The following is a 10931-nucleotide window of genomic DNA, read 5'->3' on the forward strand; positions in this document are numbered from 1 at the left end:
TGGCCAGGCACACTTCTTAAACTAGCCCCGTCGTACCCACCCTAAGCGCTGCGTGAAGCCAGGTGACTGAAGAGTGCTCGTATACCGAAGTGCCATGGTGGTAGACGGTCGCTGCGATCGACGATATTGACCAGCATGCCGAGATCCTTCGTCGCGATACTGACGCGATCTCCTACACGATGCGTAAAGCCCTGGCCCGCTGCATCGCGGTCCACAATGGGCGAGAACATGGTCCCCAGGAAGAGCATGAACCCATCGGGATACTGGTGATGGGGCCCGCAGGTTTGCTGGACGAGATCCAGCGGATCGCGACTGATTTCCGCCATATCGCTGACATCCTCTAACAGGAAGCCGTCCTGCTCGCCCTCGATACGCAGGGATACCCGGGCCGAACGCACGCTGTCGAGATTGAATTGGGCGTCAAACAGCCGGATAAAGGGGCCCACCGAACAGGACGCGTTGTTGTCCTTGGCCTTGCCGAGCAGGAGTGCGCTCCGGCCTTCGATATCCCTCAGGTTGACGTCGTTGCCCAGCGTGGCGCCTTTGGGGCAGCCGTTTGCATCGACGGCCAGCACAATCTCCGGTTCCGGGTTGTTCCAATGGGACGACGGGTGCAGGCCGACCCGTGCGCCAAAGCCGACCGCCGACAGGGGCGCCGCTTTTGAGAATACCTCGGCGTCAGGGCCGATACCGACTTCCATGTACTGAGACCACAGCCCCCTTTCGATGAGCTCCTCCTTGAGCGTCATGGCTTCGCTGGAACCGGGTGCGATCTGCGCCAGGTCGCTCCCCAGTATTGACTGTATCTCCTTCCGAAGCGCATCGCTGCGGGTGGGATCGCCGCCGGCCTGCTCCTCGATAACGCGTTCCAACAGGCTGACGGCAAAGGTGACGCCACAAGCCTTGACTGGCTGGATGTCGCAGGGCGCCAGCAGGTAGGGAGCCCGCTGGGGTTCGGCCAACGAATTGTCTAGCAAGGCCTCTACTGGTCCCAGCGACTCCCCCGGGGACCGCATGACCACGTCCAACGCCTCAGGGTGGTCCAGCAGATCCGCCATGGTCATTACGTGAGCCGAAATATCGAACACTTCGCCCTGGCGGATTGCGACGATCGCAGGTCCGCTCCGGGGTGTGTCCCGCCACACCCGACCGACCAGGGGCGCCTGGAGGTGATCTGCGGGAAGACAATCCAATGCTGAGAGCGTATTCATCTTGAACTCCTGCGGGCGACCGCGGGTCGCCCGTCACTGAAAAAGGCTTCCGATCAGTTGTCGCGCTTACCATCAATTAATCGGGATACACCATGGGGATTATTATCCCGTAGGGCCTCCGGGAGCAGGGCCTCAGGCATGTTCTGGTAACACACCGGGCGCAGGAACCGGTGGATCGCGGCGCTGCCGACTGAGGTACTGCGGCTATCGGAGGTTGCAGGATAGGGCCCGCCATGGACCATGGCGTGGCAGACTTCCACGCCGGTCGGCCAACCGTTGACCATCACGCGGCCCGCCTTTCGCTCCAGTATGGGCAGCAATCCGCGCGCAACGTCTGTATCGGTGTCGTCCATCTGGAGTGTTGCCGTCAACTGACCCTCCAGGTGCTTGGCCACGGCTTGCACCTGTGCCTGGTCGTCGCACACCACCACCATCGAGCTGGCGCCGAACACCTCATCCTGAAGTTGTTCATCCGCCAGGAAATCGGTCGCGTTGGTGGCGAACAGGCCCGGTTGACAGCTGTTCCCCTGTTCCCCCGACTGGCCACGTGCAACTTCGCGCACGGACGCGTTGCCTGACAAACGCTCGATGGCATCGCCATAGGCATCGTGTATGCCAGGGGTCAGCATCGTCTGGCCCGTGCTCCGGGTGACCGCCTCGGCGGCAGCATGGAGGAAGGTATCCAACTCGGGACCCTTGATCGCAATAACCAGCCCTGGATTGGTACAGAACTGCCCGGCACCCATATTCAGGGAGGCGACGAAGGCTTCGGCGATTTCGGCCCCGCGCGACTTGAGGGCGTGGGGGAGCAGGAAAACCGGGTTGATACTGCTCATTTCTGCGTAGACCGGGATCGGTTCGGGCCGTGCTTGAGCCGTAGCCATGAGGGCGGTGCCTCCCCGGCGGGACCCGGTAAAGCCAACAGCCTTGATGCGTGGGTCTTTTACCAGCGCCTGCCCCAGATCAATGCCCGCACCGAACAGTAGGGAAAAGACGCCTGCCGGCATATCGCAGGCTCGAACAGCCGCCTGGATCGCTTGCCCCACCAGCTCCGACGTCCCGGGGTGGGCCGGATGGGCCTTAACCACGACCGGGCAGCCGGCGGCGAGTGCCGAGGCCGTATCCCCACCGGCGACCGAAAAGGCGAGGGGAAAGTTGCTGGCGCCGAACACCGCGACTGGCCCAAGCGCAATATGGCGCTGGCGCAGGTCGACGCGCGGCATCGGCTGGCGGTCCGGAAGCGCCGGATCGATACGGATGTCGAGCCATTCGCCATCACGGACAACACTGGCAAACAACCTGAGTTGCCCACAGGTACGGCCTCGCTCGCCTTCCAGTCGCGCCTGCGGCAAGCCGGATTCGGCCATGGCACGTTCGATGAGCGGCTCGCCCAGGGCCTCAATCTCTGTGGCGATGCGCTCCAGGAATGTAGCGCGTGACTCCAGTGAGGTTTCGCGATAACGGTCGAAAGCCTCTTCTGCTAACTGGCAGGCGCGCTCGACGTCCTGGTCGCTGGCACCGGCATACTGGGGCTCCAGGCTCTCGTTTGTGGCCGGGTTGAGCCCAGCAAAGGTGACGCCCGATCCGGCGACGGCGTTCTGGCCGATCAGCTGTTTACCGTAGAGTGTCATAGTGCTCTCCGTGATTTATGAGGTTGACGATCCGGGTCGGCAGACGACCTGTGCGGTACCCGGCCGTTTGTTGCTCCGAGGAGTCGTTTGTCGCTCTCTTGTAAGCATCCCCAGTGATATGTTTCCGACTACAGTGGCCACATGGCCAGGTTGGGCCAGAGCAGGAGCGCGGTCAGGACGCAGAGCTGGATAGCCACGAAAGGCAGTAGGGAAACGAAGATGTCCTTGAGTGAAATGCCGGCTGGCGCGACCCCCTTGAGGTAGAATGCAGCAGGCCCGAAAGGCGGTGACAGGAATGACACCTGCATATTGACCGCGAACAGGATGCCGAACCAGATCGGGCTGTAGCCGAGTTCAGTCACGATGGGAACGAAGATCGGCAGCGTCAGCATGGCGACGCCGATCCAATCCAGGAACATACCCAGGACAAGCAGGATCAGCATCATGACGAGCATGATGACCAGCGGCTCGACGTCCAGCCCCAGTATCATGTCGGAGATAAAATCATTGCCGCCCATCAGGTTGTAGACGCCGACCAGCGCAGCCGCGCCGATCCCGATCCAGATAATCATGCCGCAGGTGGTCATGGTCTGGTCGAGGCTCTTATGGATGGTGGGCAGGGTAAATTCGCCCCGCAGCAGCATCGCCAGGAGCACGCCGAAGACCCCCATGGACGCCGCTTCTGTGACGGATGCGACGCCGCCATAGATGGAACCGAGCACCATGCCCGCAATCAGGCCCGGCACTACGATCGCTTTCAGTGCCTGACCCCGGTTGCTGAAGCCGTCCTCGCGGTCCTCGTCGGACATGGGCGGACCCATCTCGGGATTGCGTAGGCAGCGCACCAGGACGTAGCCGATATAGCTGACCATCAGCAGGATGGCGGGCGTGATCGCCGCGGTGAAAAGATCGGCAATCGAGACCGATGCAATCAGTCCATAGATGATCAGTACGATCGACGGCGGCATCATGGTGCCCAGGGAGCCGCCGGCACAGACCACGCCAATCGACAGGTGCTTGTCGTAGCCGAGCCGCAACATCTGGGGAAGCGCCAGGATACCCAGCAGGACGATTTCGCCGCCGATGATGCCCGACAGGGCCGCCAGGAAGAAGGCCACGACCACCGTTTGCACCGCGACACCACCGGGAAGCCTGCCGGCAAAGACCCGCATGGCGTTGAACAGGTCCCTGGCGATCCCCGATCGGTCCAGCAGCGAAGCCATGAACACGAACATCGGCACCGCGACCAGTGAATACTCGGTGATAAAGCCATAGACGCGACTCGTGACCAGTGGCAACGACATCGGGCCGAACCAGCCAAATGCGAAGATCAGTGCAACCAGTCCGGTAATAAAGGCCAAGGGCAAACCCGTGACCAAGAGCGCGAAGATTGCGCCAATCAGTAGGAGGGTTCCTTCTGCGATCTCCATCAAGCATGCCCTCCGGGAGGTACCCGGTCGGGTGTCCTTCTGAACGATTCCACCAGGTGGAGGATGGCCTGGATCGTCATGATAGCGATGGCCAGCAGGATGATACCTTTGATCAGGCTGGGAAACGGTGGGTTCCAGGAGGTCCCGGAACGCTCCAGCGACCATTCACCCATCGGGTTATGGGACGATTTCCAGAACATGACGTACGCCGCATAGCTCATCAGCAGGCAGAAACCCAGCGCCACTAGGTTATTGAACCGTTCAAGCCAACACTTGAGGCGCGGTCCGGCGGAATCGTAAAGCACGCGGACACGGATATGGCGGTCGCTCGCCATCGCCACGGGGCCGCCGAGGGCGAACAAGGTGGCCACCAGCATCACGACTGTTTCATGGACCCAGGACGTCGGCGAATTGAAGCCATAACGCATGAAAACTTCATAGACACTGATTGCCATGGCGATGAACGCAAGCCATGCAACCACTCGGCCGCAGCGAAGCACGGCGCGATCGAACGCATTGCGTGCCGCCTCGCCCTGATAGGCGAGCTCGGTTTCGTCATTTGCGACGCGATCTTCGGGGACATTGGACCGGGACATAGGGCCTCCAGGCGACGCGAGGCGCCGCCGTCGCCGGAAATTGGACACCAAGGCGGGAACGCGCCCACCGGACAGGGTTTACAGCAGGTCGCGCGAGCGCAGGAATGCTGTGGCGGAGTCGTAGATTTCCCGGGTCATGTCATTCTTCTCGGCCCAGACCTTCCATTCCTGCTCCGCCGCGGTGCGGAATTTCTTGCGCTCTTCGGGGGACAGGTCGTAGGGATGGACATCGGGATCTTCCTGCAATTTCTTGAGCGTATCGATGTCCTGCTGCTGGAGGCGGGAAATCAGGTCATAGGCCATGTCGTCGAAGGCCGACTTGACGGTCGTCTTGAGGTCATCCGGTAGTTTGTCCCAGGCCCTCTTGTTGACTGAGACCGCGATCATCGGCATCGAGTGGAAGCCGGGATACAGCGGGTATGGCGCGAACGCATGCAGACCCATGGCATCGTTGTTCGAAAGCACGGTGGAGTCCGCCGCATCGATAACGCCTTTCTCAAGACCGGTGTAGACCTCCGAGCCCGGCAGGTTTACCGGCGCTGCGCCGATACGTTCGAAGATGTTGTACACCATGCCTTGGGGTGCGCGGATCTTGAGGCCCTTGAAATCTTCGAGCGTTTTGATGGGCACGGTGGAAGGAATGGATTCGAGGGGGAAGCAGGCGGCCGAAATCAGGTGAACGCCGTAAGGTTCGACCAATTCGTTGTACAAATCCTCACCGCCGTTCTCCTTCATGAAGGCCAGGAAGTCCATGGGATCGCTCCAGGCGCCGACCAGGTTCCCCATCATACCGAAGGCCGGATTTTGACCGGAAAAGTAGCTTGGATCGGTCATGTGCCCCTGCAGGATACCGGCGCTGACGGCTTCCAGGGTTTCGGTAGGCCCGACCACCGAATTGATCGGCATCAGCTCGATCTCGACCCGTCCGTCGGTCATTTCGGCGATCTTTTCGGTCCATTCCTTCTTGATCTTGAAACTCGGCTCCCCGGCTGTTTCCGAGGCCTGGAACTTCCACGAGTACTCGGCCGCGTGCGCGCCTGAGAGACCAAACGCCAGCAGGGCGCTGGCGATTATAAGACTGGGTTTTATAGCGAACATAAGGCACTCCTTCGGAGGTTGTTTTTGTTGTCGCCCGCACCATCGACACGCACTTTCGTTGGCTTGCCACGATGCATGGTCCGATATTAGACATAAATTTTTATTTGTTCAACATACGGTTCTTTATGTATCTTTTATGCAAGTCTGATGCGCACGATGCCGAAAACAACAACGGGATGCAGGCACGCAGTGACCGTCCAGGCCGCACCCCGCTTCGATGACGGCGCAGGCCTTTCCAGCGGGTACCGACGCGATGGTCTGCCACGTCCTTTCCACTGAGCGATATGGCAAACAACATGACAAGAGAGAAACAGCGTCTATCGTCTTGCGACCTGCGATCGCGCTGGTGGCTGGATAACCCGGAACACCCGGGTACCACCGCCCTGTGCGTCGAAAGGTTCATGAACTACGGCATGACGCTGGAAGAGCTGACCAGTGGCAAGCCCATTATCGGCATCGCCCAATCCGGGTCGGACCTGGCGCCCTGCAACCGGCATCACATCGACCTGGTCAAGCGCGTAAAGGATGGTATTCGTGCGCAGGGCGGTGTGCCCTTCGAATTCCCCATGCACCCGATCTATGAAAACGCCCGCCGCCCCACCGCTGCGCTGGACCGTAACCTCGCCTATCTGGGACTGGTTGAAATCCTGCACGGCTATCCGATTGACGGCGTGGTCCTGACCACCGGTTGCGATAAAACCACGCCGGCCTGCCTGATGGCGGCGGCAACCGTGAATATCCCGGCGATCGTGTTGTCCGGCGGGCCGATGCTTAACGGTTGGCGTGGCAACGAACGCGTGGGCTCGGGGACGGTGATCTGGGAACTGCGCAAGCGGCTGGCGGCAGGCGATATTGACTACGCGACCTTCCTGGCGCGTGCGACGGATTCAGCGCCATCGATCGGTCATTGCAATACGATGGGGACGGCCTCAACCATGAATGCCCTGGCCGAGGTGATGGGGATGAGTCTCCCGGGCTCGGCGATGATTCCCGCGGCCTATAAGGAACGGCCCATCGTGGCCTATGAGACCGGCCAGCGTTGCGTCGACATGGTATGGGAAGACATCCGCCCGCTGGATATCCTGACCCGTGAGGCCTTCGAGAATGCCGTGGTGGTTTGCTCTGCCCTCGGCGGCTCCTCCAATGCGCCGGTCCACATCAATGCCATCGCCCGCCATGCGGGTGTCGAGCTGAATAATGATGACTGGCAGGCCCTGGGGCACAGGATACCGTTACTGGCCAACGTCATGCCCGCTGGCGCCTATCTGAGCGAGGAATTCCATCGTGCCGGTGGCGTGCCCGCCATCGTCAATGAATTGTTGGCTGCCGGTAAACTTCATGGCCAGGCTAAAACCGTTAACGGCAGGACCCTCGCAGAGAACGCGGAGGGACGTGAGACCCTGGACGAGGCGGTTATTTGCCGTTATCACAGTCCCCTGGTGGCGCACGCCGGGTTTATTAATCTCAAGGGCAACCTGTTTGACTCGGCCTTGATGAAGACCAGTGTGATTGCCGAGGATTTCCGGCGCCGGTTTCTCAGCAATCCGGCGGATCCCGACGCTTTCGAAGGTCGGGTTGTGGTCTTCGACGGTGCAGAGGACTATCACGCCCGTATAGACGACCCCGACCTGGAAATCGATGAAAGCACGATCCTCGTGATGCGCGGAGCCGGCCCGGTCGGCCACCCGGGTGGAGCGGAAGTGGTCAACATGCAGCCCCCTGAAAAGCTCATACGGCGCGGTATCGAGTCATTACCCTGCCTGGGTGATGGTCGCCAATCGGGGACGTCAGGCTCGCCTTCGATCCTCAATGCCTCCCCTGAAGCCGCCGTGGGAGGCGGGCTGGGCCTGTTGGAAACGGGGGATCGCATCCGCATCGATCTGGGGCGTGGCGAGGCGCATGTATTGATGGACCAGGCGATCTGGAATAGCCGGAAGGAGAAGCAGGCCGCGCGGGGTGGCTACATCTATCCGGCGCACCAGACGCCCTGGCAGGAAATCCAGCGGGAGCTTGTTGAGCCTCTGGACAGGGGGATGACGCTCAGGCCAGCTGTACGCTACCGGGACGTGGCGCGCCGCAGCCCGCCACGGGACAACCATTAGTTGGCAGTGAGTTTGCGGCCGAGGGCGGTCTCCGGCATTTCGATGTGCAGTGCGTCGGCCGTGCCCTCGAGCACCGCTTGCGCCGCAAGGAATGCCCCTTCGGGGTCGCGGGCGCGGATGCGTTCCATGACCTGACGGTGCCTTTCCAGGCTATCGTCAGGGTCATTGGCCTGTACGTTTGAAAGCGAAACCAGCAGATAGATGGACGGGCGCAGGATATGGGAGAGCTGCGCCCATACGATGTTATGGGTGGCCTTGAATATGGCTTCGTGGAAGGCGATATCGTAGTCGCTGTGCAACCGTCGCTCCTCCGGGGTGTTCGCGTTATGCATGTTTTGACCCATCCCCTCGTATGCTTCCTCAATAGCCACCAGATCGCGTGCCTTGGCATTCCGGGCGGCCACCATCGCCACGTAGGGTTCCACATCGAGCCGGAACGCCAGGATCTCATGAAGTACCTTGGGGTTGGGGGCTGCGTAGCGCGTCATCCACTCGGTGACCAGTGGATCGAGGATGTGCCAGTTATCGTAGTCGCGGACCTTCGAACCATGTCCCGATATGCGCTCGATAATGCCGACATCCACAAGCTGACGCAGATCGCTGCGTACCGCAGGTCGATTGATTCCGAGTTGCTCGCACAGGTCAATTTCCTTGGGTACGAAGTCGCCTGGTTGATAACGGCCGGAAAAAATGGCTTCCGCCAGGAAGTCGGCAACGCTGGGCCTTTGGGCTGCCTTGGGTGATTTAGCTCTCACAGATGCCTCTATCGTTCATTTCCGCCATACGTTGTCATATGTCCAACATACGGGCAAGCTAGCCTGGATTATAGGTGTCGGGGGCGCCGGCAGCCAGTATGGCGTTATTCGCTATCGAATTGGCCAAAACAGTGTTGCAGCGAGTAGAAATAGGCTTCGATAACGCGCCTTGCTTCGGATTCGAAGTCGAACGAGTCTGGCAGCAACAGCCAAAGATAGATCAAACCCGTCAACTGGACATGCAACTGGACGATCGCACACTCGATGTCGATGTCAGCGGGTAACTGTCCCCGGTTCAGTGCGGCTTCGAGTGCCGCCCGCATGCGCTCCGATCCGTGCAGGAAGTTTTCCCTGTGCCGGGTGCCCAGGGGCTCGTTGTCTTCCGTCAGTTCGCACTTGAGGAAGACGATCTCGTAGGCGCGCTGACGGCGAGGATCGCGGGCGATTTCCCGGGTGAGGTAGAGGAGTAGTTCGCGGAACCGACCCAGCGGGTCGGGTTCATCGGGATGCTCGATTGCCTCGTGCAGCATCTCCAGGGGTGTCTTCAGCCGCTGGATCATCGCCTCGAATACATCGTGCTTGTTCTTGAAGTGCCAGTAGATGGCTCCCCGTGTCACGCCCGCTTCCGCTGCGATGTCATTGAGCGACGTCTTCGAAACCCCTTTCCGATAGAACACGGTTTCCGCAGCTTCGATCAACTGCTCCCGGGTTTTCTGTGCGTCTTCTTTGGTGCGGCGGGCCATGGATGCTCCTGTGTAAATATCGTGCAAGCACAGTACTTGTCACTATACATACATTCATGAATGTATGTATGATCGTGTTTACCGTTATCTGTTGTTATTCACACGCGCTGCGGGCTGCCAAGCCCTCGGCGCGTTTTTGACTCGACTGAGGTTTTCCCGATGCGTCATTCTACGCAATCCCTGCTTTTGATGTTGATTGCATCTGTCCTGCTGACCGCCTGCGGACAGCAACAGGACGCGGCCCAGGCTGCAGGTCAGCAACCGGCACCAAAGGCCGGCTTTATTACCGTCCAGGAAAAGCCGTTCACCCTGGTGAACGAGCTCCCGGGTCGCACCACCCCCTATCAGGTGGCTGAAGTGCGTCCCCAGGTGACCGGCATTATCGAGCAGCGCCTGTTCGAGGAAGGGGAGACGGTCGAAGCCGGCCAGGCCCTCTACAAGATCGATGACAAGCTCTATCAGGCCTCGCTTGCCAGCGCCAAGGCCGACCTGGCGAATGCCAAGGCGAGCCTGGAGTCAGCACAACTCACCGCCAATCGTTACGAGAAGCTGATCAAGACGGGTGCTGTCAGCCAACAGGAACTGGATGAGGCGCGCGCCACGCTCAACGCCGGCAAGGCCCAGGTGGCCGCGAATGAAGCGGCTGTGCAGACCGCCGGTATCAACCTGGACTACACCACAATCGAAGCGCCGATCAGCGGTCGTATCGGGCGTTCCTCGGTCACCGCAGGCGCATTGGTTACAGCGAACCAGACCACCTCACTGGTGACCATACGCCAACTCGATCCGATCTATGTTGACCTGACGCAGTCCTACGACGAATTGCAGACCCTGCGCTCGGCCATGGCAAACGGCAAGCTGGAAACCGTCGGTGAAGATCGCGCCGCCGTTAAGCTGGCTCAACAGAATGGCACGGTATACCCGCACAAGGGCGCCCTCCAATTTTCGGAATACGCCGTGGACGAAGCCACCGGGTCGGTGACCCTACGCGCCCTGTTCCCCAATCCGGATGGCGCGCTGCTCCCGGGCATGTTCGTGCGGGCCCGCCTGCCCCAGGCGGAACGCGAGAACGCGATCCTGGTGCCACAGAAAGGCGTATCCCGCGAGCCCAACGGCCAGGCTACGGCGCTGGTGATCGGCGAGAACGACACCGTCGAGAAGCGCAATGTCACTACCGAGAAGGCTGTGGGCAGCCAGTGGCTGATCAGCGACGGCCTGCGGGCGGGTGACCGCCTGATCGTCGACGGTCTGCAGAAGATTGGCGTGGGTGGCCCAGTGACACCGGTCGACGTGACCGGTGAGCAGGGTTCCGCGGCATCCGGCAAGGCCGGTATCCCGGCGGCTGACACAAAGCAGGGCTGATCC

9 protein-coding genes are annotated in these 10931 nt (G+C 60.6%); 2 read left to right on the plus strand and 7 right to left on the minus strand.

Annotated features, from left to right (window positions below; translation table 11 throughout):
• Positions 1-41: 41 nt before the first annotated feature.
• From RE428_RS00240 to RE428_RS00260, 5 genes are all read right to left on the minus strand, one after another.
• Positions 42-1211: a fumarylacetoacetate hydrolase family protein gene (locus RE428_RS00240; protein WP_004579564.1), complete on the minus strand. Its 1170-nt coding sequence runs from the start codon at positions 1209-1211 to the stop codon at positions 42-44.
• 53 nt (positions 1212-1264) lie between these two features.
• The gene (locus RE428_RS00245) at positions 1265-2842 is read right to left on the minus strand and encodes an aldehyde dehydrogenase (NADP(+)) (protein WP_004579563.1); all 1578 of its coding nucleotides are present in this window, start codon (positions 2840-2842) and stop codon (positions 1265-1267) included.
• 128 nt (positions 2843-2970) lie between these two features.
• A complete protein-coding gene (locus tag RE428_RS00250) occupies positions 2971-4272 on the minus strand; it encodes a TRAP transporter large permease (protein ID WP_004579562.1) in 1302 nt (433 codons plus the stop codon).
• Complete coding sequence (locus RE428_RS00255; RefSeq protein ID WP_004579561.1) at positions 4272-4868, minus strand: TRAP transporter small permease subunit; 597 nt, start codon at positions 4866-4868, stop codon at positions 4272-4274. The genes RE428_RS00250 and RE428_RS00255 overlap by 1 nt, the downstream gene beginning before the upstream one ends.
• 78 nt (positions 4869-4946) lie before the next feature.
• Positions 4947-5966 carry a TRAP transporter substrate-binding protein gene (locus RE428_RS00260; protein ID WP_004579560.1) on the minus strand — a complete coding sequence of 340 codons (1020 nt, stop codon included), beginning with the start codon at positions 5964-5966 and terminating at the stop codon, positions 4947-4949.
• A gap of 296 nt (positions 5967-6262) precedes the next feature.
• Between RE428_RS00260 and RE428_RS00265 the strand changes: the two genes are divergently transcribed.
• Positions 6263-8068: an IlvD/Edd family dehydratase gene (locus RE428_RS00265; protein WP_085988676.1), complete on the plus strand. Its 1806-nt coding sequence runs from the start codon at positions 6263-6265 to the stop codon at positions 8066-8068.
• Here RE428_RS00265 and RE428_RS00270 read toward each other — a convergent pair.
• A complete protein-coding gene (locus tag RE428_RS00270; RefSeq protein WP_004579558.1) occupies positions 8065-8823 on the minus strand; it encodes a FadR/GntR family transcriptional regulator in 759 nt (252 codons plus the stop codon). The two genes, RE428_RS00265 and RE428_RS00270, sit on opposite strands and share 4 nt — an antisense overlap.
• 104 nt (positions 8824-8927) lie before the next feature.
• On the minus strand, positions 8928-9566 hold the full coding sequence (locus RE428_RS00275; protein ID WP_004579557.1) for a TetR family transcriptional regulator: 639 nt from the start codon (positions 9564-9566) through the stop codon (positions 8928-8930).
• A gap of 159 nt (positions 9567-9725) precedes the next feature.
• Between RE428_RS00275 and RE428_RS00280 the strand changes: the two genes are divergently transcribed.
• Complete coding sequence (locus RE428_RS00280; protein WP_004579556.1) at positions 9726-10928, plus strand: efflux RND transporter periplasmic adaptor subunit; 1203 nt, start codon at positions 9726-9728, stop codon at positions 10926-10928.
• Positions 10929-10931: the final 3 nt, after the last annotated feature.

This window comes from Marinobacter nanhaiticus D15-8W (assembly GCF_036511935.1).
GTDB classification, from domain to species: domain Bacteria; phylum Pseudomonadota; class Gammaproteobacteria; order Pseudomonadales; family Oleiphilaceae; genus Marinobacter_A; species Marinobacter_A nanhaiticus.

Bases quoted from the DNA above. Each gene is read 5' to 3' on its own strand.
- RE428_RS00260 (WP_004579560.1), bottom strand. From the start codon at position 5,966: ATGTTCGCTATAAAACCCAGTCTTATAATCGCCAGCGCCCTGCTGGCG.
- RE428_RS00250 (WP_004579562.1), bottom strand. From the start codon at position 4,272: ATGGAGATCGCAGAAGGAACCCTCCTACTGATTGGCGCAATCTTCGCG.
- RE428_RS00275 (WP_004579557.1), bottom strand. From the start codon at position 9,566: ATGGCCCGCCGCACCAAAGAAGACGCACAGAAAACCCGGGAGCAGTTG.
- RE428_RS00255 (WP_004579561.1), bottom strand. From the start codon at position 4,868: ATGTCCCGGTCCAATGTCCCCGAAGATCGCGTCGCAAATGACGAAACC.
- RE428_RS00240 (WP_004579564.1), bottom strand. From the start codon at position 1,211: ATGAATACGCTCTCAGCATTGGATTGTCTTCCCGCAGATCACCTCCAG.
- RE428_RS00265 (WP_085988676.1), top strand. From the start codon at position 6,263: ATGACAAGAGAGAAACAGCGTCTATCGTCTTGCGACCTGCGATCGCGC.
- RE428_RS00245 (WP_004579563.1), bottom strand. From the start codon at position 2,842: ATGACACTCTACGGTAAACAGCTGATCGGCCAGAACGCCGTCGCCGGA.
- RE428_RS00280 (WP_004579556.1), top strand. From the start codon at position 9,726: ATGCGTCATTCTACGCAATCCCTGCTTTTGATGTTGATTGCATCTGTC.